Source organism: Mesorhizobium sp. M0618 (assembly GCF_040320765.1).
Lineage (GTDB): Bacteria > Pseudomonadota > Alphaproteobacteria > Rhizobiales > Rhizobiaceae > Mesorhizobium.
This window is the reverse complement of record NZ_JAMYQH010000046.1, coordinates 16,933-38,777: the sequence shown is the minus strand read 5'-3', so window position 1 is coordinate 38,777 and position 21,845 is coordinate 16,933. Positions and strand designations below refer to the sequence as shown.

The following is a 21,845-nucleotide window of genomic DNA, read 5'->3' as shown; positions in this document are numbered from 1 at the left end:
AGCCGTTGGAGGAAAAGCGCCATGGCGACCCAAGCTGATGCGCAGGAGCTGGCGGCCTTACGGGCGCTTTCGGCCAGCATCGGGCAGAGCCCGCATCTGACCCAGGCGGCAGGCGGCAACACCTCGCTGAAAGCCGGCGACACGCTGTGGATCAAGGCCTCCGGCACCTGGCTGAAGGACGCGCTGGTCGATGACATCATGGTGCCGGTGGCGATGGCGCCGTTGCTGAGAGCCGTCGAACAGCGCGATCGCGCCGCCGACCAGCCGCAGGGTTTCACCATTGCAGCGCTCAACCCGCGCGGCCTGCGGCCGTCGATCGAGACCACGGTGCACGCCCTGATGCCGCAGCGCGTGGTTCTTCACGTCCATTGCGTCGACACCATCTCACTTGCCGTGCAGGCCGATGGCGAGGCCGAGGTCGCCAGGCGGCTCGATGGCATCGACTGGGCCTATGTGCCCTATTTCCGGCCCGGCCTGCCGCTTGCACGCGGCATTGCCGAAAAACTGCGGCCTGGTGTCGACGTGCTGATCCTTGGCAATCACGGGCTGGTCGTCGCCGCCGAAACCGTCGCCGGGGCGGAGCTTCTGCTGCGCCGTATCAGGTCATTGCTGGCCCGGCCGGCGCGCGCGACCGCCGCACCCGACCTCGATGCCTTGGCGGCGCTTGCCGGCGGCAGCTTCTACAGATTGCCGGCCGATGTCGAAGCGCATGCGGTTGCGCTCGACCCTGAGAGCCGCCGCATGGCGCAGGCCGGCAGCCTCTATCCGGACCACGTCATCTTCCTCGGCCAGGGCTCCATCGTGGCGAAACCAGGCGAGGCGGTGGCCGATGTCATTGCACGACTGGACACGTCGCCTGCGGCGATCCTGTTTCCCGGCGCAGGCGTGCTGATGCGCGGCGACGCCAGTGCCGGCGCCGATGCCATGCAACGCTGCCTCGCCGACGTGACCGCGCGGATCGACGTCGCAGCGCGGCTGAACTATCTCACCGCTTCCGAGAATGACGAGCTGGTCAACTGGGACGCCGAGCAATATCGCCAGAAGCTCAACGCGGCTGGCGGCTAGCATGGACATGATGCCACTTGTCATCGGCATCGACCTAGGCACATCAGGTGCGCGCGCCGTCGCCATGCGCCCGGATTTTTCCATAGCCGGGCATTCGGCCGTTCCACTCGACAGGTTTGGCCGCGATGGCCGAGCCCCCACGGCATGGTGGCAAGCGGTCAAGGCGGTGCTGACGGACCTGCTTTCCGGCATCGACCGCACGGCGGTCCGCGCCATCGCCATCGACGGCACCTCCGGCACGCTGCTGCCGGTCGACGCCGCCGGGCGGCCGCTGGCCGAACCGCTGATGTACAACGACAAGGTCGATGACGACGACATTCTGGCCGCGATCGACCGCACCGCGCCGGCTGCAAGTGCAGCGCACGGAGCGACATCCGGCCTCGCCAAGGCCCTGCGCTTCCAGCATCTGCCGGGCATTGCGGCGGTGCTGCATCAGGCCGACTGGATTGCCGGAAACTTCTCCGGCCGCTTCGACGTCAGCGACGAGAACAATGCCCTGAAGACAGGCTATGATGTCGAGGCCCGCCGCTGGCCGGAATGGATCGCCGCGACCGGAATGCGCGTGGAGTTGCTGCCGCGCGTGGTCGAGCCGGGCGAAGTCACCGGCGCCCTCACCGCGGAAGCCGGGGAACTGTTCGGCTTGCCGCGCGATGTGGCCGTCGTCGCCGGAACCACGGATGGCTGCGCCTCGTTCCTGGCGACCGGTGCTGCCGCGATCGGCGACGGCGTCACCGCGCTGGGATCCTCGCTGACCATCAAGATCCTGTCCGACCGGCCGATTTCGGCGCCGCGCTTCGGCATCTACAGCCACCGGCTCGGCAACGCCTGGCTGGCAGGCGGTGCGTCGAATTCCGGCGGCAAGGTGCTGGCTCAGCATTTTCCGCTCGCCCGTATCATCGAACTCAGCGCAAAAATCGACCCGGAGACCGACACCGGCCTCGATTACTATCCGCTTCCCGCCACGGGCGAACGATTTCCGATCGCCGATCCGGCGCTGCCGCCTCGCCTTGCACCCCGGCCGGCGGACGACGCCGATTATCTGAAAGCGATGTTCGAAGGCATCGCCGCGATCGAAGCGCTCGGCTATGACAGGCTTGCCGAACTCGGCGCGCCCGCGCTGATATCGGTCAGGAGCGTCGGAGGCGGGGCGGCGAACCCAGCCTGGACGGCAATCCGGCGGCGCAGGCTCGGCGTCGATTTCCTGCCCGCGCTTTCCGACGGGGCCGCCGCCGGCACGGCGCGGCTGGCGCTGATGGGTGCAAGCCGGGCAGGACTCCTATGAGCGCGAAAACGATCGAACGTCTCGACGGCATCGGGCCGCTGGCGGAGCGCTACGACGTGTTCCTGCTCGACCAGTTCGGCGTGCTGCATGACGGCACACGGCCCTATCCGGGCGCGGTGGCAGCGCTGTCGGCGCTGAAGCGCGCCGGCAAGACCGTGGTGCTGGTTTCGAACTCCGGCAGGCGGGCACGACCCAATGAAAGCCGGCTCATAAAACTCGGCTTCGAAGCGGGAAGCTGGGATCATTTCGTTTCTTCCGGCGAGGTGGCGTGGCGATCCTTTAGGGAGATGGCGACGTCGGGGAAGCTGCGCCCAGGGACAAAATGCCTGCTGATCAGCCGTGAAGCTGACCGCTCCGCGATCGAGGGCCTGCCTTTTGTGCTGACCGGGTCCGGCGATGAGGCCGAACTGGTGCTGATCGCGGCCAGCGAGGGTGACCGCTTTGACCTCGACCATTATCGCAGGCTGTTCGCGCCGGCCGCAGAGCGGCGGGTGCCGTGTTTCTGCACCAATCCCGACATCATCATGCTGACGGCCGTTGGCCCTCGCTTCGGCGCCGGCCGTCTGGCCGATCTCTATGAAAGCCTGGGCGGCAGCGTTACCCGAATCGGCAAGCCCGACAAGGCGATTTTCGACGCCGCGCTGGCGCTGGCCGGCGAGCCGGACCGTGGCACCGTGGTCTGTGTCGGCGACAGCGTCGAACACGATATATCGGGCGGAAACAGCACCGGCATCGCCACCGCGCTGGTGCTGAGCGGAATACTGGCGGACACACCGGATCTCGCCGCTGTTTTCGACGAACAGCAGGCCTGGCCGGACTACATCACGGACAGCTTCAGCTTCCGCTGACCGCTTCCAGCATGCGCCGCGCGCTCTCCTCGTCGGTGATCAGGATGGTTGGGGCAATGAGGGTCATGGCGCCGAGCAGCGCTTCGGTTTTCTCCTCGCCACCGGAAGTGAGGATACGGATCGGTGCCTTGCGCAGACGGTCGACATCCACCGACATCACGTGGCTGTTGACGGGATGGTCGACCAGATCGCCGTTGCGGTCGAAGAAATGGAACAGGAGGTCACCCACGGCGCCACGCGCAAGCAGGGCCTCCCGATCCGCCTCCTTGAGGAAGCCGCCACGAGAGAAGGTGGTGGCCGAGGCGATCCCGCCGACGCTCAGCAGAACGGCATCGAGCACGTCGGCCATCTCGAAAATCTCCTGCAGGCCGCAGCGCTCGATCAGTGCGATCTTGGTCTCGACGCTGTCGACGACGGCTGGTGTCGGCATCAGATAGCCGTCGCCCTGGAATATCTGAGCGAAGCGCCAGGCGAACTCGGCTGGGTTGACCCGGCGCACGACGCCGACACCGCCAAGCAGCGAAATCACCTTGAAATCGGTGAGCGACTTGGCGCTGATGAAGGGCAGGCTCGAGAACAGCGTCTGCCCCCAGCCGACGCCGACCCGCATCCCGGACTTCATCGTGTCCGACAGGAAACTGCCGGTCTTGGCGCTGATCGCTGGTATCGGATCGGCATCGGGTGCCGAAAGCGGCGCCACCAGCGCCTGCTGCAGCCCGAACGTCTTCTCCAGCGCGCGCTCAAGCCGCACGATTTCCGACAATTCGCTCTCGATGGTGATCTTCACTTCGTTGCGCGCCCGGGCATCCGCCAGCATGCGCACGATGGTGACGCGACCGACGCCGAGCACGTCGGCGATCTCGTTCTGCGTCATCTGTTCGACGAAATACATCCAGGCGGCGCGAATCCTGAGGCGATCCGTCCGGCTTTCGCTGGCGACCTGCTCGGTTGCCTCGCCTCGACCGTCTTCGCTTTCGCCCTGTCGTCGTCTGCCCAAGTCTGTCTCTCCCCCTGCGGCGACGGACGAGCGCGCTGCCGCCGATTCTGCATGCTGGTCTAGTATCGCCTATTGATCTACCAATCGATAGGAACAATGTAGAGAGTGGCGGCTGCCCCGGTTGGCGGCTATCCGCAGCAAATTTCAAGGCGATCCGCGATGCTCCGACAAATCTCCGAAGATGTCCGCGTCAATCTGAAGGACCGGCTGCGGGAAGTCCGCGAAATCATCCGCCAGAGCCGCCATGACGGCAGCGGCGATGCCAGCATCCTGCGCGAAGCAACCAGCCATCTGCCGCCGTTTCCAGGCAAGGGCATCGAAGGCCTGCTCAGCCATGCCGCGAGTGCCGTCGACGAAGCGCTGTCGATCGCTGAAGCTTTCGTCCCGCATGAGCGCCCGATCAAGGTGGACGGCACGACGGTGAAGGGCCTCGGCACCTATTTCCCGGTCGGCAACGAGGATCGCCAACTGGACGCCGAACGCCTGTTCCGGCGCGATATGTATTATCTGACCAAGGCGGTTCTTGCCGGCCTGAACATCGACAATGCCCGCATCCACGAAGCCGATTTCGCGGCCGTCCATGCCACGATGCGCAAGCGGCATGGCGATCTGCTGGCCGCGTTGGCCGCGCCAGGTGCCGGACTGCAGGCAATCGCGGCCACCTGTTCGGCGCTGCTGGTCGAGTGCCTCGGCCAGCGTCCGGTCCGCTTTGCCGAAACGATGTCCGAAACGCCGGCGGTGGTGGGCAGCAGCGCGCTTGACGTAAGCTGCCTGGCACCGCTCGCTTTGGCCTGCGGCCTGGCGACCGCCGGCAGGGACGGCGCGCCGGAGCCGGATATGCTGGAGATCGCGATACTGGCGGCGGATATTCGCCACGACCGCATCGTTCAGGCCTGCGCCAAGGCAAACCCGATCGCTGAACTGACACCGGTGTTCGCCACCTTGCTTGCCCATCTGCCGTAGTTGGCCGGCCTGGGCTAGCCTTCAGCGGCCATGGCCATGATCGCTTTCTTGGCGCGCTGGATGGAAGCCGGGCTCATCGAGAGTTCGGTCAGCCCCATCTTCACGAATGTCGCAATGAGATCCGGACGGCCGGCCGCCTCACCGCACATGCCGACCATGATACCGGCGGCGACGCCGGCTTTTGCCGTCATTTCGATCGCCGACATGACGGCTGGATTGGTGACATCGTTGAGCTTGGCGACGGTCGGATTGAGCCGGTCCGCGGCCATGATGTACTGGGTCAGATCGTTGGTGCCGATCGAGAAGAAAGCGACCTCCTTGGCCAGCGTCGGGGCGATCAGCACGGCGGCCGGGGTTTCGATCATTACGCCGAGATCGAAGGTCGCATGCGGCACGCCTTCGGCTTTCAGCTCGGCCGTGCATTCGTCAACCAGCACGCGCGTCTGCCTGACCTCCGAGAGGTCGGACACCATCGGCAGCATCACCTTGATGTTGCCGTGCACGGCTGCGCGCAGCAGCGCCCGCAGTTGGCGCTTGAAGATGTCGGGCCGGTCGAGACACATGCGGATGCCGCGCCAGCCGAGGAAGGGGTTTTCCTCGTCGGGAAATTCGATGCCGGCAATCGGCTTGTCACCGCCGATGTCGAGCGTGCGTACAATGACCGGATAAGGCGCAAAAGCCTTGGCCAGCGCCGCATAGGTCTCGGCCTGCATGTCTTCCGAGGGCAGATGCATATGGCGCATGAACAAAAGCTCGGTGCGGAACAGGCCGATGCCCATGGCACCAGCCTCTTGCGCCGCTTCGATTTCCTCGAGTGAGCCGATATTGGCCGCGACCTCGATGATCCTGCCGTCGGCGAGCTTCGGCGTCACCGTCTTGAAGATGGTCAGGCCGGCGCGCTCCTTTGCCGCCGCTTCGACGCGGCCGGCGAAATCGGCACGGGTCGCCTCGTCGGGGTCGATGATCACATGGCCGGCATTGCCGTCGAGCGCGACGTCTCGCGCGGTGCGCAAGGCATTGACCTGGCCGCCGAGGCCGAGCACTGCCGGAATGCCGTGCGAGCGCGCGATGATGGCGATGTGCGAGGTGGCGCCGCCATGGCCGCACACCACGCCGCCGATACGCTTCAGCGGCGCGCGTGCCAGATCCCAGGCGCCGATGTCATCGGCAATCAGGATAGCCCCTTCGGGTATGTTTTCGAGGCTGACATCGTCTTGGCCCAGCAACACGAGGCAGATCTGCCGCCCGACCGCATGAACGTCATCCGCCCGCGCGTTGAGATAGTGATCGTCGACCGCGCTGAATTCGGCGGCAATGGTGGAGGCGGCGGTGATGACGGCGGAGACCGCGTCATTGCCGCCCTTGATCAGGCCCTCGGCCTCACCAGTCAGGCTATCGTCGGCGGCGATATCCCTGAGCGCGGCGACGATGCCGCGGTCTCCAGCCGACAGGCTGTCCTGCGCCAACGCATTATCCATACGGGCCTGGACCGCGCCGACGGCCGTGCGGAACCTGTCGATCTCGCCTTCTATCTCCTCGGCCCGCAACACGCGGCCCTGTCCGGCGATATCGGGTGGAAAATGCGCAAAGGCCGGGCCGATGGCGAAACCTTCGCTGGCGGCCACGCCACGCAGGCGGTTTGCCCCGTCAGGTGCCGCCGGCACGGATCCGGGCGCGGGTGCCGCTTCCTGCCCGGCATCGTTCGCCGGGCTCTGCGCCTCCGCTTCATCATCGAGGCCGGCCCGCGGATTCTCGAGATAGCCGATCAGCGCCTCGAGTGCCTCGATGGCATCGGCGCCATTCGCCCGCACCGTGACTTCCTGGTTCTCCTTGACCGCCAGCAGCATCAGCTTGACCGAACTCTTGGCGCTGACCGCCTTGCCGTCCTTGACCAGTTCGACGTCGGATTCGAAGCCCTTGGCGAGCTTCACGAACCGCGTCGCGGGACGGGCGTGCAAACCTTCATGCACTCTGACGATGGTCGAGCGTTCCATGGCAATACTCTGGTTTTGGGCGCCGCTCCCAACATAGGCCACGGCGCGAATGCTGTCAGGCGGCGATGGTGATGATTGCGCCGGTCTTCAGGGCGGCCACCAGCGCTTGCGGGTCGACTTGCGACGCACAGATCTCGCCCGGCCTCTCGGCCTCGGTAGCGCCGTTGAACGAGATGACGACATGGCCCATTTCCAGCACCTTGCTCCACGCGCTGGAGCCGACCGCTGTGATAACAGCGACAACCGGGCCGAGGGTGATCGAAGCGCCCTTGGCGGGCGCTCCGTCACTTGGTCCCTGCTCCGCCTTGTGGAGCACCGAAACCTCGGCAAGCTCCGGCGGCGAGCCATCCGCAAACAGGATGACCACGCCCCCTTCGGCAAGGTCCGCCACTTCGGGGCCGATGGCAGTGACCCGTGTTCTCAACAGAACCGTCATATGGCGAACCTCATTTTCTCAACTTTCCCTAGAGCGGTGAACCGCTCTAACTCTTTGTTTTGACGCAATTTCCAAGGGAAAGCATTATGCGCTTTTCCCAGAGTTGCCTTAGAACACGATCAGGCTGACGACCCAGGCGATCAGCACCGAGACCGGCCCCATGATCTGGCGGCTGATGAGCACCGCCGGAACGCCGATTTCGATCGTCTTCGGCTTGGCCTCACCGAGCGCCAGGCCGACGGGGACGAAGTCGCAGCCCACCTGGGTATTGTAGGCAAACAGCGCCGGCAGTGCCATTGCCGGCGAAATCGTGCCGTTGGCGATCTGCGGGCCGATGATGGCGACGCCGATGACCTGCGCGATGACAGCGCCTGGCCCGAGAATGGGCGACAGGAACGGCAGGCCGCAGATCGCCGAGATGATCAGCAGGCCGACGATGTTGTTGGCCAGCGGACCCATCGGCTGCGCCAGCACATCGCCGATGCCGGTATACAGGATCAGACCGATGAGCATGGTCACGAAGGCCATGAACGGCAGCACGTTGCGGATGACCTGGTCGATGGTGCGGCGGCCGGCATTGAAGAAGATGCCGACGATACGTCCCATGACCCGGCCGATCGTGCTGATGAGGCCGATCAGCCCACCCTCGCTCGGCAGCGGCTGTGGTGCCGCGGCCGCATTGTTGCTTGAACTCATCGCTGCTGCTCCCCCTGCAGTCGTGACCGTTTCGGATCCGTCCGCCATTGTGATGTTGGCCGGCTTCACGCCCGAAACGTAGATGTCCTCGGTGATGAACTGGGCCAGCGGCCCCGATTGACCGACCGGCGTCAGATTGACGGTCGGGATGCGCTTGCGCGGATAGACGCCGCATCGTGCGGTGCCGCCGCAATCGACGACCACCACCGCCATCTCGCTTTCGATCGGCGGCGCCCTGAAGCCGTCGACGGCTTCGCCACCGGTCATGTCGGCAATAAGCTGTGCCACCGGGTGGATGCCACCACCGGTGACGGAAACAACCTTGCTGCGCTGTTCGGTCGGCTCGATCACGAGCGGGCCACCCCAACCGGTCTTGCCCCGGGAGATGCGTACGGCTTTATATGTCTTGGCCATGATGTCCTCCCCGCCCTTACAGCTCGACGCCCTGGCGGCGTGCCATGATGGCGGTGATGCGTTCGGTCAGCATGCCCTTGAGCAGGATGACGACGAGACCGACGATTGCGTACCAGATCGCCACCTTGACGTGGTAACCGGCAACGACGACGCCCTTCTTTTCCAGCTCCAGCAGCGCAACGAGAATGCCGCCCCAGACGAAATACTCGCCGGGATTGATGTGCGGGAACAGGCCGAGCGGCGGGTGCACATAGGACACGGCCGCGTCATAGAAGGCCGGCTTGTGCTTTTCTTCCAGGAACGATCCGAACGTATAGGCCATCGGATTGGTGAGGAAGAACACCGCCAGCAGCGGCAACAGCGTGTAGCGCGTCAGCGCGATCCGGCCGGCGCCGCGCGCCAGGCCATGCACGCGCTCTTCGCCGACCAGTTCGGTGACGGCGTAGAAGGCCGTCATCAGCACCACCAGCGTCGGGATGATGCCGGTGACGAAGCCGGCGAAGACCTCGCCGCCCTTCTGGAAGATGCCGATGAAGTACTTGCCGATGGCGGTCAGCCAGCCGAGCTGCTCTTCCTGCTGGACGTCCTTCAGCTTTTCCTTGAACTGATCGACGGTGATCGGTCCGCTGTCCGCTTGTGCGAGGACAACGAGATGGTCGGAGGCATGCTCGACTGCGAGCTTGCCATGCAATGCGGCATCCGAGACCATGGCACCTGCGACATGCAGATTGTGCACGGCCATGTCGGCATGCTGCGCCAACAACGAAAATACAGACATTTCTCCTCCTTATGCCACCCGCCGGTTGATCCCAGTCGGTGCGCGGCGTCCTCTATCCCTTTGATTTAGAGCCCGAAATCCTGCGGCCCTAAGCCCTTGCTATGTTCAAGCCGGACAGGCCCGGCTTCTTCCCCGGCTCCGACCGTGTCTTGTCGATCTGCTCGATCGCCCGTTTCACGGCCTCGGCCACACCGGGTTCCCCCTCCCCCATGATTGCAGGGTTGGACCGGAGTTTATCGAGGGGAACACCCTCGAATTCTTCATGTCTTTTGAATTTGGTGAAGACGGAACGGCCGCTCATCACCATCAGGCGGCGCACGACCAGATCAGGCGTCACCACGACGAGCGCGATGGTGCCCTTGGCCAACCGGCCGCGAAAATTGCCGGCTCCGACGAAGCCATCCTTGTACTGGTCGGTGACGCCCCTGAAGACATCCGAATAGTGCCGCATCTGCAGCCAGACGCCGAGCGACTGCAGCGCCCACACGATAACCAGCAGAAGCAGTCCCCACTGCCAAATCGCCATTCGGTTCTCCTCCCGAAGCCTCAGTTGAACCGCACCTTGGACCGGCGCGTGACAACAGCAAAGTGAGAACATTTGTTTCCGAGAATGTCAATATGTATGATATTGGCCTCGGCTGCGGTCATCTACAAGGGCGCTGACCGATTTCGGCCGTGGCGCTGTTGTGCTAGGCTGACCGGGAAACAGGATACGAGGAACATGGAGCTGCCCTTCAGGGACGAGCTGGCCTTGATGCCGGATCTTCGCCATCGGCTGCGGCAGCTGCGCTGGTTCCGCGCCACCTTTCGCGGCAGCGCCAAGGTGGTCTCGGACACGTTCGGCGTGCGCTTCGAGATCGACGAGGCCAAGCTCACCAGAGCCTTTCTCGACTGGGTCGAGATCATGGAAGCGCAGAAGCGCTTCGCCGCGATCGACCGCGCCGACTTCATCGTCTTTGCCGCCGGCCTCGTGCTGCGCGAGTTGATAAAACAGGCGCCGGCAAAAGAAATATCCGGCCTCACCCAACTGATCGAGACGGAAACGAACGCCGGCACGCTGGAAATCGTCCGCTTCTGGCCGGAGGGTTTCCTCTACACCAACTACTGCGTCTCGGTGATTTCGGCGATCCACGAGCAGGAATTCGGCACGGCACCCGGCATCGACAAATGCGCCGACGATTTGCGCACATGGTGGTCCTATCGCGAGAATGTGACCGAGATGCCGGCCTATGCGGTGGCTTTCCTCGACCGCTTTCTCGGCGCCGAACCGAACTGGATCACCCCAGATCGCGCGCAGTCCCGGCAAGCCATGCAACGGGCGCTCGGGTCTTCCCGTGCGAGCGATGCGTTGCGCCAGCTTTGAGCCCGCTCTTCGCGCCCCCAAAACGCACGCGCTATTGAACATTTGACTTTTTGCCGATAGCGATGTGCGAAAATTGACTCGAGAGGGAAACGCGTGGCGCGACCAAGGCCTATTATTTTCGATTGCGACGGCGTTCTTGTCGACAGCGAGCCGCTGGCCGCCCGCGCCTATGAGCGCGTCTACGAAAAGCACGGCATGCCCGGTGTCAACACCAGCATCATCGCCCAATGCGTCGGCATGAAGCAGTCCGATATCATCGCCAGGATCAAGGAATTGACCGGGCACCAATTTCCGGCGGCGGCGGACGGCGACATCTGGGCCGAGACCAAGGTGCTGTTCTCGCAGGAATTGAAGCCGACACCGGGAATCACTGCGTTTCTCGCGACGCTTGCGGGCGACCGCTGTGTCGCCTCGTCCTCCTCCGTCGAGCGCATAAACCACAGCCTTGCCGTGACCGGGCTGGCGCGTTTCTTCGGCGACGCGATCTACAGCTCCTCGATGGTCAAGAACGGCAAGCCCGCGCCGGACATCTTCCTCTTCGCGGCGGACAAGATCGGCGCCAATCCCGTTGACTGCATCGTCATCGAGGACTCGCCCTTCGGCATCCAGGGCGCTGTCGCCGCCGGCATGACGGCGATCGGCTACACCGGCGGCGGCCATACCTATGCCGAGCACGCCGCGCGGCTGACAGCTGCCGGTGCCGATTTCGTCTGCGCCGACTGGCAAGAAGTTAGCCGGCAATTGGCTAGGTTTGGTGTGCCGGCCTAATTCAGCGGATACTTGGCGAATCCACGACTGGCCCATTCGCCAGGCGGGACCAATGACCCCACACGGAAATTGAAGGATAGGACCCTCGTCGCATCGGGGTCGACTTCACACCGGAAGTTTAGATTGTACCAGGTATTTCTGGTGCTGAAGGCCGCCTGAGCAGGATTGAGAACATTGCCTTTGTCCAGCGTGATGGTTGGCACCCATTTGACCGTATAGTCGGCAGTTTGCAATTCCCGGCTCAGAACGTTGCCGCAAAGGGTGGCCACGCGCTGACCGCGCGGCACATTCTCCATGGAGCTTGTAGCGAACGCATTGCCGGTTGCCCCTTGCGAGTAAAGCTTTCTGACGCCAGGAAGGCCGGAATAGATCGGTGATCCCGCAAGGGCGTTGTTGGTGGGATTTGACCTTCCAGCATTCCCGCTCGGCGCTTTGAAAGCTTTTGCGGGTTTGAACGTCATTGTCTTGGCAGGTTTGGCTTTGGGCTTTGCCTTTTCGGTCGAGGCTGGAGGCGCCGGCTTGTCACCGGTCTCAGCCGTCAATGGCTTTGGCGTCACGACGGCTTGCTTTTCGTCGGGTTGCGGTGCGGGTTCCTGTTTGTCCGGCTGCTGTTTGTCGGTGTCCTCGGTCGCCTGCTTCTCCTCGCTTTGCGCGGGCTTTTCGTCCGGCGCAACGGTGGCTGGCTTCTCGTCAGACTTGCTGGGCTCTGCCTTCTGCTGTGGCGTTGCAGCCGGGGCGGGCTGGGTCGGCGCGGGTGTCGGTGCTACAGGCGGCTTCGGCGCCTCATCCTTGGCCGGCGACGGCGTGTTGGGTTTAGCGCTGCTTCCGTCGAGCGATTTCTCCGGCCCGGTATCTTTCTGGCCGTACTGGAAAACGCGCTTCAAAACCTGGTCGTCTGGCGGTTTCGGCGGTTCCGGAGGCGGCTTTTGTTCAGGCGGCTTTTCAGCCTTCTTTTCAGGTGTCGGCTCCGGTGGCTTTGGAGCAGGTTTCGGCTTGGGCTTTTCGGGCGGGGGCACGATCGCGACATTGACGGGCTGTTCCTGCTGAGCCGGCTGCTGCTCGGGTCTCGGCAGGCCATAGACCAGAAACGCCGCGATGAGTGCATGCAGGATCAGCGATGCGGGCAAAGCCCACAGCAGATGCCGCCGCCGTTCTCCTGTTTCGCCCTTCATCCGCACCGATGTGGAATGAAATGGCGGCGGCTTCAAGCATAGGTAGTGGATTGGCTTGATTTAACCGCTGACAGGTTGGTGATCGGATGACGACGCGCGGATCAGCGCCGGTGAGATATGGCGCGACTCAAACCACCTCCACAATCCGATTGAAGCCCTGAGGTCAGCCAGCTTGCCGCTGGCGCGGGATCCCGTCCAGAAACCGTTCGTCCAGCCGTGTCTCGCCAAACCAGTTCAGCCGGTTGATGCTGATGAAGCCGGCATCAATCGCCTCGTTTTCGTCACCCGGCTCACTTGCATGAGCGCGCCCGCGCGGCACGGTGATGACCGTGCGTTCGCCGTCGCTTTCCAAGATCTCGGCCTTGCGGGCGATCTTGTCGCGACCGATGCGCGGCTGCCGGATTTCGGCCGGCAGCGCCGTTGGCAGGTTGATGCTCAGCCAATGACCCTCAGCGGCCCAGTCGGCGCGCGATTGCCACAATGAAGTGATCAGCGCGCCAAGCCATTGGTCGTCGCCATCGGTGAAATCAGGATTTTTCACGCGTGAGAAGCCGATGGCTGGAACGCCCCAGAACGTCGCCTCCCGCGCAATGCCGAGCGTACCGGAATAGGCAAGATCCTCGGCAACGTTGCGGCCATCGTTGACGCCCGACAGCACAAGGCCCGGTTTGTCGGAATCGGCGAACAGCCAGGTCATAGCGCTTACAACGCAATCGGCCGGGGTGCCGGAACAGGAGTACCAGTTCGGCTTGACGCGCCGCATGGTCAACGGCCTGGCAATCGTCAATGACGAGCCGGCAGCGGTGCGCTTGCCGTCGGGCGCAACCACCCAGACATCGTCGCTCAACGTGCCGGCGGCCTTGACGAGACGGGCAAGCCCCGGCGCCTCGATGCCATCGTCGTTGCAGATCAGAATTCTCATCGTTTTCTTGCCTCCGACACCACTATGCGCTGGCCGGTGCGGCATTGCGTCCGCAGCGACGGGATGTGGGTTTGCAGATCGCCGAGAAGGTCCGGCGTGCAGGAATGACCGAGTGCTGCGGGACGCCCGGCCTTCTCCCAGATGTCGACATTGCCCGACAGCGTCGGATGGGTCGGCATGCGCACCCAGTCCGCCCGGCCGGCCTTGTGCAACAGATCGCCCGGCGAACCTGACGGCAGATGGCCGGTAAGCAGCACCGGAAAACCGGAATTGTCGGCACGCGGCAAGAGGCGCGACGACGGGCCGGCCTCACCCATACCGTCATCCGCCAGCAACGGCATTGGCGGCAGAGGATCGGCATCGGTCCAGTCGGCTGCGTCTTGCAGGCGGCGAAGCAAGAGTTCTGAGACACCTGGCAACAGGGATGCGGTGGCGCCGATCTGCGCTTCCAGGGACGAACGCATGCCGGCATGGATGGCGAACGTCCCAGGCAAGGCCGCGATCAGCTCCAGCGACCGACCCGAGAGCGGCGTCGGCAAAAGACACCCGCCCGAATGCCTCGCAACCCACTGCGATATTTCGCGGGCCCGCGCCGCCCCCGGCACCGGATCGGCGCCATAGGAAGCATCGAGGACAAGCAGGTCGCAGTGCGGGATCGTGTCCATGACGAAGACATTGCTGTCCGGCACCACGTCGGCGGAATAGGCGACGCGGCTCTCGCCATCGTCCACGGCAAACCAGACGCCGCCCACCACATGCCCGGAGCGTCCCGTCCGGATCGTGAGGTTGCCGCTGTTCAACGTATCGCCGGGTTCGAACAATTCGATGCGATCTTCGGGAAAAGGGAACCGCCTGAAATCCTCGGGCTCAGCATAGCCCGCGAGCGTGGCGGGCGCCTCATTGCGGGTCTCGGCCGTCATGAAGATCGGGCCGGCATAGCCGCGCAACAGCAGCCAGCTCAGCGCGCCGACATGATCCTCATGGGCATGCGAGACGAACAGCGCATCGATGTCGGCGGCCGACCCGTTCAGCACCGGATAGTAGTCCGCCCCCGAGGCGCCGACCTTGATGCCGACGTCGAGCAGGATGCGATCCTTGCCGCTGCTGACAGCAAGGCTGGTGCGGCCCTTTTCGCCAAAGCCGCCGAGCAGGTCGAGCATCATCACGCTGCCGCCCCCACCGCCGGGATCAGCCAGCCGGACCTTATGCGCAGACGCGCCCGGGACCCGCTTTCCAGCATGACTGGGTCGGGCTGTTCGAAGTGCAAGGTGATGTCGGGACTGGTCGAAGGCGTGAATTCGATGCGCGCCGAGCCACCCTGGTAGATCACCCGCTTGACCAGGCCATCGAAGCCGGGACCGTCCGGCGACACGTCGAGATCAGCCGACCGGCAGCAGATCTTGGCGCCAGCGCGCGGCCGCTCGCCTGGCCGACAGCGGACAATCAGCTCAGTCCCGAGAACCCGGACCTTGCAGTGGCCCGCCTGCTCCGCGCTCAGCACGTCGGCGGGCAGCAAAATGCCTTGCGAAATGAAGGATGCGACCATTTCATTTGCCGGCTCATGATAGAGCTCGCGCGGCGTCGCCAGCTGGGCAAGGCGCCCGCCATCCATCACCGCGATGCGGTCGGCCAATGCCATCGCCTCGGCCTGATCATGGGTGATGTAGACGATGGTGGTGCCGGTGCGCTTGTGGAACGATGCGAACTCGTCCTCCATCGATGCCCTCAGATGCACGTCGAGATTGGCGAGCGGCTCATCGAACAGCACTAGCGAGGGCGCGGCGACAAGGCAGCGCGCCAGCGCCACGCGCTGGCGCTGGCCGCCGGAAAGATTGGCCGGCCGACGCTCGCCCAGCCCTTGCAGATTGACAAGGGCCAGTGCGTCTTCAACCTTCCGGCGGGCGACGGCCTTGTCGAGCTTCGCCACCTTCAGCGAATAGCCGATGTTCTCGGCCACCGTCATATGCGGCCACAGCGCATAGTTCTGGAAGACGATGCCGACGCGCCGCTTTTCCGGCGCGACGCTGCCGCCCTTGCCCGACACGACCTCGCTGCCGATGCGGATTTCGCCCGACGTCACTTTCTCGAATCCGGCGACGAGCCTCAGCAACGTCGTCTTGCCGCAGCCGGAAGGGCCGAGCACTGCCAGGAACTCGCCGTCGGCGACGTCGATCGACACGTCCTTGACGGCATCGAAATTGGCGAAGCTCTTGGTCACATTGTCCAGGCTCAATCGCGCCATGGCAGCACTCCGGTCGGAAGGTAGGGGGCAAGCAGATTGGTCACCAGCATCAGCACGAAAGTGACCGCCACGGTGATGACGGACATCGCCGCCGCATAGTTGGAATCGCCGCCCTGCTCGAAGGAGAACATCACCACGCCGATCGTTTCCGAGCCCGACGACCACAGCAGTGCCGAAACGGTAAGTTCGCTTAAGGCCGTCATGAAGATCAGCAGGCCACCGGCGATCGCCGCCGGTGCCACCAACGGAAAGATGATCGTGCGCATGCGGGTGAACAGCCCGGCGCCTGCCACTTGCGCCGCTTCCTCCAGCGCCCGGTCGATCTGGTGATAGCCGCTGATGGTTGGCCGCAGCGCCAGCACCAGGAAACGGGCGAGATAGGCGTAGAGGATGATCCAGACCGTGTTGTAGAGCTGGATGCCGGTCAGCGGGATCGGCCGCAGGAACATGAGCAGCGAGGCGATCGCCAGCACCACACCGGGCAGAGCATAGGGCAGTTCCACCGACAGATTGAGCAGCCGCACCCAGCGCTGCTTGCCCCAGGCGATCAGATAGCCGATCGGCACTGCGACCAGAACCGCGAAGAAGGCCGCCGCGATCGACAGCCAGAAGCTGTTGAAGAAGGCACGGCTGGCCGCGTCATGCTCGAACAGCACGAAGCGATAATTGTCGAACGTTGCCGTCTTGGTGGTGAGCGCAATGCCATAGCCCGGCACCAGCGATGTCAGAACCAGCCCGAACAGCGGCAGGAACAGCACCACAACGATCAGCAGCCACATGCCGGCCTGCACGGCCGGCCGCCATCGGCCGAGTTCATAGGGCTCGGCCGAAAGCGACGTGGAGCTGATGCGATAGTCGCGGCGGCGGCTCATGATCTCCTGGGCAAGGATGCCCGCCATGGCGATGATGCCGATCAGCACCGACAGGAACGCGGTTTCGCCGAGCACGGCAGGACCGCCGCCGGCCAGCTTCTGATAGATCAGCGTCGGCAGCACGAGATAGTTGGCGGGAATGCCGAGAAAGGCCGGAATGCCGAAATTGCCGACGCAAGAGACGAAGGCAAGTGCGGCGGCGGCCATGATCGAGGGCGTCATCAACGGCAGCACGATGGTGACCAGCACGGTGAACCAGCCGGCACCGCCCGCCCGCGCCGCTTCGACCAGTTCGCGCGGCAGCTTGCGCAGGCCGGCGCGCACCAGCAGGAAGACCAGCGGGCCATACTGCACGCCGAGCAGCAGGATGATGCCCGAGGTGGAATAGAGCGGGTTCCTGGTCCCGAGCGGCGGTGCCGCCCCGAACAGCTTGAGGAACGGGCTTGCCGGGCCGAACAGCTGCAGCCAGGCAAGCGCCGTCACCTGCGGCGCGATCATCAGGGGCATGACGTAACAGAGCACCATGGCGCTGCGAGCGCGGATATCGGTCAGAGTGACGAGGACGGCCACCAGCGTTCCCGACAGCACCGCAAGCAGGGTGCCGCCGATACCGACGACCAGTGTGTGCCAGGTGGCGATCCAGGTCGCCGGACTGGCGAGCCCCACCTTTATCGCGACGGTCGACAGCGTGCCGCCGGGTGCCACGATTTCCTTGATCAGGCGCAGCATCGGCAGCAGCGAAAGCAGGACGATGACGATGGCCACCGCCGCCGTCAGGACCATTTCCTGGCCCCGGCTTTCCCTGATCCGTGTTGACATGATTGCTTTTCCTGGGATCGATCAGCCGATGCGCTCGGGTTTCGCAGTCGGCATGCCGCTAGAGGGGCATGCCGACTGGATTGCCGGCTCAGCCGCCGAACAGTTCCGAGAATTTCGCCTTGTCGGCGTCGGTCTTGGCGACGATTGCCTTGGTGTCGAACGACATCACCTTGACCTTGACGCCTTCCGGCAGCCATTCGGGGCGGCCGACCGAGGCGCGCGCCGGCAGATAGCCCATCGAAAGCGCAAGCTTCTGGCCGTCATCGGAAAGAATGAAGTCGACGAACTTCTTGGCGCCATCGACATTCCTGGCGGTCTTCATGATGGCGACCGGTTCGGTCACTGCCGGCACACCTTCCGAGGGGAACACGAATTCGACCGGGGAACCTTTCTTCTTGGCGTTCATCGCCATGAAGTCGACAAGGATGCCATAGGGCTTCTCGCCCGATGCCACCGACTTCAGGACCGCACCGTTGCCGCGCACGCTGACGGTGTTGTTGGTCTTCAGCTTCTGGAAGAAATCCCAGCCATAGTTGGTATCGCCGACGAAGCCCGAAAGCAGGTAGGCGGCGGCACCCGAATAGAGCGGGCTCGGCATCACCAGGCCATCGGCATAGGCGGGCTTGGCAAGATCGGCCCAATGCTGCGGCTTCTCGGTCGCCGCGGTGTTGTAGACGATGCCGGTGGTGATCAGCTTGCTGCCGAAATAGGTCTTGTCGGCATCATAGGCATCCGCTTCGATGCCGTCGAGCTTTGCCTCGGGATAGGGCAGCAGCCGGTCGTCCTTCTTCAACAGCTCCATGCTGACCGCGTCAGCGATCAAAAGCACATCGGGCTGCGGGCTGCCGGCGGCAAACTCGGCTGCCATCTTGGTCAGGATGTCGCTCGTTCCCGAGCGATAGATATTCACATCGATACCCGGCTGCGCCTTCTTGAAGGCATCCACGGTCTTGGCCGCGTCGGCTTCCGGCTGGGACGTGTAGAGAGTCAGTGTTTCGGCGTTTGCCACGCCAGCAAACAAAGTTGCCGCGAGCGCCAGCTGGCTGGCCAGCAGCTTGATGAAGTGCGTCTTCAATGAGACCTCCTGTCTTTCTGTGCATGACCGGTCCGGCTCTGGCCGGCTACCCGTCTCTTCCTCCCTGCACGGCGCATATGACTGGTGGATGACACAGCGCGTGAAACCCACAAAATATGTTCATATGTACGATGTCAATTACAAATGAACAAAACTGTGCGACAATCGACGCGCCGGCGATCGGCATCGATTGACATCCGGCCGGTGTTTCCTGATGAGCGCCGGGCAGGCCACGGCTCATGAGGGACAGGAACCGATGACCACAGAAAAACCCAGACAGGCTCGCCTGCCGATGGTCTCGTCGGACCTTACCGTCAAAACGGCATGGCTCTACTATGTCGAAGGTTTCACCCAGGAACAGATCGCCGAAAAGCTCGATGTCTCCAGGGTGAAGGTCATGCGTACGCTGGCCTCCTGCACCGCCGAGGGCATTGTCGTCACCATGATCAACGCGCCGACCGCCGGGCAGGTGGCGCTCGAGCGGGAACTGGAAAAGCGCTGGGGTCTGAATGCCGCCGTCGTCATCCCTACGCCTTCGGCGCATGACCATCTGGAGAAGGCCATCGGCCATGCCGTCGCGGCCTATCTCGGCGAGCAGATGCAGGACGGCATGACGCTGGCGATCGGTGGCGGCGCGACCCTGCATGCCAGCCTCGGCTTCCTTACCCGTCGGCAGTTGAAGCGTGCCTGCGTGGTGGCGCTCGTCGGCAGCCTGCCGCACTCGCAATGGATCAATCCATCCATCGTTGCTGCCAAGGTCGCCGATGTCTTCGAGGTCGACAGCTATCAGATCACCGCGCCGGTGACGGTCGACAATTCCTCGCTGCGCGATCTCCTCTGGGCGCAGCCGGCCCTGCAGGATGTACGCCAACGCGCGGCCGCCGCCGACATCGCGCTGCTCACCGTCGGCGACATGTCGCCGGACGCCACCATCTTCCGGCACGGCATCGTTCCGTCATCGCTGATCGCTCCGTTGAAAGCGAAGGGCGCGGTCGCCAACATGCTGTGCTATTTCGTCGATGCCGCCGGCGGGCTGGTCGACCACGAGGTCAACAGCCGCGTCATGGCCATCGATCTCGATGTGGTCAGCAACGTGCCGAACGTGGTTCTCGCCGCGGGCGGCAAGCGAAAGGTCGCGGCGATCCTCGCCGCGCTGAAAGCCGTCGACACCAACGTGCTGATCACCGACAGCGATACCGCCACGGCGCTGCTTGCCAAGGGCGGCTGAGCCGGTTCGACTGGCCCCGGTGTTTCCCGCTACCCGTGTTTCCCGCTAAATGAGCCCGCGCTCGCGCAAAAAATCCTCGACACCGACATGGGTCATGGATTCGAATTCGGCGATCGCCTCGGCCACCCGCTTGCGCTGCGCCGTCAACAGCGTGAAAACCTGCTTCATCTCGCCGGAAACACCAAAACGGCTCCAGCGCTCGGCGATATGCGTGGGCAAGCCGATATCGGCGCAGAACGCGTCCAGGCTGTCATAGCCGAGGCTGGCGACAAGCTGCCTGGTCTCCTCCGCCGACATGCGCGGCTCGAAGGCGTGGTCGTGCAGGCGCTGCGCCACCAGCTTGATATCGGATGGCGACGCGCCCATGACCTTGCCGAACAGGGTTTTGACGTCAGATGGGTCGAATGCAGGCATATTTGGCCTCCCTGGATCGCAATCCAGATAGAACATGGGTCAAGGGTCGGCGCCTGACAAGTCGTTTCTGTTTTAAGCCGGCGCATCATTCGGCGCCGGCTTCTGCTTGGTGGATCAGACCAGCAGGCCCATCGGATTTTCAAGGAGGTTCTTGAAGGCGACCAGCAGTTCGGCACCCAGCGCGCCGTCGACGGCGCGATGGTCGGTCGACAGCGTCACCGACATCACGGTGGCTATTCTGATCTCGCCGTTCTTGACCACTGCCCGCTCCTCGCCGACACCAACGGCCAGGATGGTCGCATGCGGCGGGTTGATGACGGCGGCAAAGTCCTTGATGCCGAACATGCCGAGGTTGGACACCGCCGTGGTGCCGCCCTGATACTCTTCCGGCTTCAGCTTGCGGCTGCGCGCCCGGCTGGCCAGATCCTTCATCTCGTTGGAGATGGTGGACAGCGTCTTTTCGTCGGCATGCCGAATGATCGGCGTGATCAGCCCGCCCGGGATCGACACGGCGACGCCGACATCGGCATGCTTGTGCTTGACCATGGCGCTTTCGGTCCATGAGGCATTGGCATCCGGCACTGCCTTCAGCGCCATGCCCATCGCCTTGATGACCATGTCGTTGACCGACAGCTTGTAGGCGGGCGCATCGCCCTTATCGGTCTTCTTCACCGGGGCTGCGGCGTTGATCTGCGTGCGCAGCGCCAGCAGCGCATCGAGCTCGCAGTCGAGCGTCAGGTAGAAATGCGGGATGGTGGTCTTGGCCTCGACCAGCCGCCGCGCAATGGTCTTGCGCATATTGTCATGCGGGACGAGGTCGTAGGAGCCCTGTTCGAACAGTTTCAGCACCTGCTCGTCCGACATCGCCTTCACCGCAGGCGCAGGAGCGCCAGCAGGAGCCTTGGCGGCAGGCGCCGCCTGGGCACCTCCACCGGCAATTGCCGCATCGACATCGGCCTTTACCACACGGCCATGCGGGCCTGTGCCACTGATGCTGGCAAGGGCAAGGCCCGCCTCGCGGGCCAGGCGTCGGGCAAGCGGTGTTGCACGGCCGGCCGATGGCGATTGGCCGATCCCCCCCCTCGTGGGGGAGATGCCAAGTGGCGGCAAAGAGGGCAGGGCAGAGGGGGGCGTGACAGAATGCGACGTTGGCGGGGCAGCGCCCCCCTCTGTCGGCTTCGCCGACATCTCCCCAACGGGTGGGGAGATTGGCGCTTCGTCCTGCTTTGTCGCAGCGACATCAGCCCCATAAGCCTCATCGTCAGCATAAATCCACGCGACGGCAGCGCCGACCGCAATATCGACACCTTCCTTGCCGCTGACATCGCGCAGGACGCCGCTGGCCGGCGCGTCGATCTCCATCGCCGCCTTGTCGGTCTCGATCTCGAACAGCACATCGCCCTTCTTGACGCGCGCGCCCTCCTCGGCGAACCAGCGCGAGATCTGTCCGGTCGCCATGTCCATGTCGACCTTGGGAAGAATGACTTCGGTCGGCAT

At 64.0% G+C, this 21,845-nt stretch carries 21 protein-coding genes; 7 read left to right on the top strand and 14 right to left on the bottom strand.

What is annotated here, in order from left to right:
* Positions 1 to 21 precede the first annotated feature (21 nt).
* From NKJ04_RS31440 to NKJ04_RS31430, 3 genes are read left to right on the top strand one after another with little or no spacing between them, the layout of a single operon-like run.
* Positions 22 to 1,065, top strand: a complete 1,044-nt coding sequence (locus NKJ04_RS31440) for a class II aldolase/adducin family protein (protein WP_352554462.1) — start codon at positions 22 to 24, stop codon at positions 1,063 to 1,065.
* Between the two features lie 7 nt (positions 1,066 to 1,072).
* Positions 1,073 to 2,347, top strand: coding sequence for an FGGY-family carbohydrate kinase (locus NKJ04_RS31435; RefSeq protein ID WP_352679594.1), 1,275 nt, complete (start codon positions 1,073 to 1,075; stop codon positions 2,345 to 2,347).
* Positions 2,344 to 3,195: a TIGR01459 family HAD-type hydrolase gene (locus NKJ04_RS31430; protein WP_023811048.1), complete on the top strand. Its 852-nt coding sequence runs from the start codon at positions 2,344 to 2,346 to the stop codon at positions 3,193 to 3,195. Before NKJ04_RS31435 ends, NKJ04_RS31430 begins: the two co-directional genes overlap by 4 nt.
* Here the strand turns inward: NKJ04_RS31430 and NKJ04_RS31425 are convergent.
* Positions 3,182 to 4,192 (bottom strand): sugar-binding transcriptional regulator, encoded by a 1,011-nt coding sequence (locus NKJ04_RS31425; RefSeq protein WP_023811047.1) that lies wholly within the window; start codon positions 4,190 to 4,192, stop codon positions 3,182 to 3,184. The two genes, NKJ04_RS31430 and NKJ04_RS31425, sit on opposite strands and share 14 nt — an antisense overlap.
* 159 nt (positions 4,193 to 4,351) lie before the next feature.
* Here NKJ04_RS31425 and NKJ04_RS31420 point away from each other — a divergent pair, with 159 nt between their 5' ends.
* Positions 4,352 to 5,155: a hypothetical protein gene (locus tag NKJ04_RS31420; protein ID WP_023811046.1), complete on the top strand. Its 804-nt coding sequence runs from the start codon at positions 4,352 to 4,354 to the stop codon at positions 5,153 to 5,155.
* A gap of 14 nt (positions 5,156 to 5,169) precedes the next feature.
* Here NKJ04_RS31420 and ptsP read toward each other — a convergent pair whose 3' ends face one another.
* The 5 genes from ptsP to NKJ04_RS31395 form a co-directional block, all read right to left on the bottom strand.
* Positions 5,170 to 7,149: a phosphoenolpyruvate--protein phosphotransferase gene (gene ptsP / locus NKJ04_RS31415; RefSeq protein ID WP_023811045.1), complete on the bottom strand. Its 1,980-nt coding sequence runs from the start codon at positions 7,147 to 7,149 to the stop codon at positions 5,170 to 5,172.
* 55 nt (positions 7,150 to 7,204) lie between these two features.
* Positions 7,205 to 7,585, bottom strand: coding sequence for a PTS glucitol/sorbitol transporter subunit IIA (locus tag NKJ04_RS31410; protein WP_023811044.1), 381 nt, complete (start codon positions 7,583 to 7,585; stop codon positions 7,205 to 7,207).
* A 108-nt stretch (positions 7,586 to 7,693) separates the two neighbouring features.
* The gene (srlE, locus tag NKJ04_RS31405; RefSeq protein ID WP_023811043.1) at positions 7,694 to 8,695 is read right to left on the bottom strand and encodes a PTS glucitol/sorbitol transporter subunit IIB; all 1,002 of its coding nucleotides are present in this window, start codon (positions 8,693 to 8,695) and stop codon (positions 7,694 to 7,696) included.
* Positions 8,696 to 8,711: 16 nt separating this feature from the next.
* Positions 8,712 to 9,473 carry a PTS glucitol/sorbitol transporter subunit IIC gene (srlA, locus tag NKJ04_RS31400; RefSeq protein WP_013529328.1) on the bottom strand — a complete coding sequence of 254 codons (762 nt, stop codon included), beginning with the start codon at positions 9,471 to 9,473 and terminating at the stop codon, positions 8,712 to 8,714.
* Between the two features lie 88 nt (positions 9,474 to 9,561).
* Complete coding sequence (locus NKJ04_RS31395) at positions 9,562 to 9,999, bottom strand: transcriptional regulator GutM (protein ID WP_023811041.1); 438 nt, start codon at positions 9,997 to 9,999, stop codon at positions 9,562 to 9,564.
* Positions 10,000 to 10,194: 195 nt separating this feature from the next.
* Here NKJ04_RS31395 and NKJ04_RS31390 point away from each other — a divergent pair, with 195 nt between their 5' ends.
* Both NKJ04_RS31390 and NKJ04_RS31385 read left to right on the top strand, forming a co-directional pair.
* Positions 10,195 to 10,836, top strand: a complete 642-nt coding sequence (locus NKJ04_RS31390) for a hypothetical protein (protein ID WP_023811040.1) — start codon at positions 10,195 to 10,197, stop codon at positions 10,834 to 10,836.
* Between the two features lie 93 nt (positions 10,837 to 10,929).
* Positions 10,930 to 11,604: an HAD family hydrolase gene (locus NKJ04_RS31385; RefSeq protein WP_023811039.1), complete on the top strand. Its 675-nt coding sequence runs from the start codon at positions 10,930 to 10,932 to the stop codon at positions 11,602 to 11,604.
* Here the strand turns inward: NKJ04_RS31385 and NKJ04_RS31380 are convergent.
* The 6 genes from NKJ04_RS31380 to NKJ04_RS31355 form a co-directional block, all read right to left on the bottom strand.
* Positions 11,601 to 12,776, bottom strand: coding sequence for a DUF930 domain-containing protein (locus tag NKJ04_RS31380; RefSeq protein WP_352679584.1), 1,176 nt, complete (start codon positions 12,774 to 12,776; stop codon positions 11,601 to 11,603). The genes NKJ04_RS31385 and NKJ04_RS31380 overlap by 4 nt on opposite strands.
* 163 nt (positions 12,777 to 12,939) lie before the next feature.
* Positions 12,940 to 13,698, bottom strand: a complete 759-nt coding sequence (locus tag NKJ04_RS31375; RefSeq protein WP_352554465.1) for a 5'/3'-nucleotidase SurE — start codon at positions 13,696 to 13,698, stop codon at positions 12,940 to 12,942.
* Positions 13,695 to 14,861 (bottom strand): MBL fold metallo-hydrolase, encoded by a 1,167-nt coding sequence (locus NKJ04_RS31370; RefSeq protein WP_352679592.1) that lies wholly within the window; start codon positions 14,859 to 14,861, stop codon positions 13,695 to 13,697. Before NKJ04_RS31370 ends, NKJ04_RS31375 begins: the two co-directional genes overlap by 4 nt.
* A complete protein-coding gene (locus NKJ04_RS31365; RefSeq protein ID WP_352679581.1) occupies positions 14,861 to 15,940 on the bottom strand; it encodes an ABC transporter ATP-binding protein in 1,080 nt (359 codons plus the stop codon). Before NKJ04_RS31365 ends, NKJ04_RS31370 begins: the two co-directional genes overlap by 1 nt.
* Complete coding sequence (locus tag NKJ04_RS31360) at positions 15,928 to 17,631, bottom strand: ABC transporter permease (RefSeq protein ID WP_352679578.1); 1,704 nt, start codon at positions 17,629 to 17,631, stop codon at positions 15,928 to 15,930. Before NKJ04_RS31360 ends, NKJ04_RS31365 begins: the two co-directional genes overlap by 13 nt.
* Positions 17,632 to 17,719: 88 nt before the next feature.
* Entirely contained in the window at positions 17,720 to 18,706 is a 987-nt protein-coding gene (locus NKJ04_RS31355) for an ABC transporter substrate-binding protein (protein ID WP_128305052.1), read from the bottom strand.
* Between the two features lie 256 nt (positions 18,707 to 18,962).
* Here NKJ04_RS31355 and NKJ04_RS31350 point away from each other — a divergent pair, with 256 nt between their 5' ends.
* Positions 18,963 to 19,934, top strand: a complete 972-nt coding sequence (locus NKJ04_RS31350; protein ID WP_352679575.1) for a sugar-binding transcriptional regulator — start codon at positions 18,963 to 18,965, stop codon at positions 19,932 to 19,934.
* A 45-nt stretch (positions 19,935 to 19,979) separates the two neighbouring features.
* Here the strand turns inward: NKJ04_RS31350 and NKJ04_RS31345 are convergent, their stop codons facing one another.
* Together NKJ04_RS31345 and NKJ04_RS31340 are read right to left on the bottom strand one after the other, a co-directional pair.
* Positions 19,980 to 20,348: a hypothetical protein gene (locus NKJ04_RS31345; protein ID WP_352679572.1), complete on the bottom strand. Its 369-nt coding sequence runs from the start codon at positions 20,346 to 20,348 to the stop codon at positions 19,980 to 19,982.
* A gap of 114 nt (positions 20,349 to 20,462) precedes the next feature.
* Entirely contained in the window at positions 20,463 to 21,845 is a 1,383-nt protein-coding gene (locus NKJ04_RS31340; RefSeq protein ID WP_352679569.1) for a pyruvate dehydrogenase complex dihydrolipoamide acetyltransferase, read from the bottom strand.

Excerpts from the sequence above, each read along its gene's own strand:
- NKJ04_RS31440 (WP_352554462.1), top strand. The coding sequence starts at position 22 with ATGGCGACCCAAGCTGATGCGCAGGAGCTGGCGGCCTTACGGGCGCTT.
- NKJ04_RS31435 (WP_352679594.1), top strand. The coding sequence starts at position 1,073 with ATGATGCCACTTGTCATCGGCATCGACCTAGGCACATCAGGTGCGCGC.
- NKJ04_RS31430 (WP_023811048.1), top strand. The coding sequence starts at position 2,344 with ATGAGCGCGAAAACGATCGAACGTCTCGACGGCATCGGGCCGCTGGCG.
- NKJ04_RS31420 (WP_023811046.1), top strand. The coding sequence starts at position 4,352 with ATGCTCCGACAAATCTCCGAAGATGTCCGCGTCAATCTGAAGGACCGG.
- ptsP (WP_023811045.1), bottom strand. The coding sequence starts at position 7,149 with ATGGAACGCTCGACCATCGTCAGAGTGCATGAAGGTTTGCACGCCCGT.
- NKJ04_RS31410 (WP_023811044.1), bottom strand. The coding sequence starts at position 7,585 with ATGACGGTTCTGTTGAGAACACGGGTCACTGCCATCGGCCCCGAAGTG.
- srlE (WP_023811043.1), bottom strand. The coding sequence starts at position 8,695 with ATGGCCAAGACATATAAAGCCGTACGCATCTCCCGGGGCAAGACCGGT.
- srlA (WP_013529328.1), bottom strand. The coding sequence starts at position 9,473 with ATGTCTGTATTTTCGTTGTTGGCGCAGCATGCCGACATGGCCGTGCAC.
- NKJ04_RS31395 (WP_023811041.1), bottom strand. The coding sequence starts at position 9,999 with ATGGCGATTTGGCAGTGGGGACTGCTTCTGCTGGTTATCGTGTGGGCG.
- NKJ04_RS31390 (WP_023811040.1), top strand. The coding sequence starts at position 10,195 with ATGGAGCTGCCCTTCAGGGACGAGCTGGCCTTGATGCCGGATCTTCGC.
- NKJ04_RS31380 (WP_352679584.1), bottom strand. The coding sequence starts at position 12,776 with ATGAAGGGCGAAACAGGAGAACGGCGGCGGCATCTGCTGTGGGCTTTG.
- NKJ04_RS31375 (WP_352554465.1), bottom strand. The coding sequence starts at position 13,698 with ATGAGAATTCTGATCTGCAACGACGATGGCATCGAGGCGCCGGGGCTT.
- NKJ04_RS31370 (WP_352679592.1), bottom strand. The coding sequence starts at position 14,861 with ATGATGCTCGACCTGCTCGGCGGCTTTGGCGAAAAGGGCCGCACCAGC.
- NKJ04_RS31365 (WP_352679581.1), bottom strand. The coding sequence starts at position 15,940 with ATGGCGCGATTGAGCCTGGACAATGTGACCAAGAGCTTCGCCAATTTC.
- NKJ04_RS31360 (WP_352679578.1), bottom strand. The coding sequence starts at position 17,631 with ATGTCAACACGGATCAGGGAAAGCCGGGGCCAGGAAATGGTCCTGACG.
- NKJ04_RS31350 (WP_352679575.1), top strand. The coding sequence starts at position 18,963 with ATGACCACAGAAAAACCCAGACAGGCTCGCCTGCCGATGGTCTCGTCG.
- NKJ04_RS31345 (WP_352679572.1), bottom strand. The coding sequence starts at position 20,348 with ATGCCTGCATTCGACCCATCTGACGTCAAAACCCTGTTCGGCAAGGTC.
- NKJ04_RS31340 (WP_352679569.1), bottom strand. The coding sequence starts at position 21,845 with ATGCCGACCGAAGTCATTCTTCCCAAGGTCGACATGGACATGGCGACC.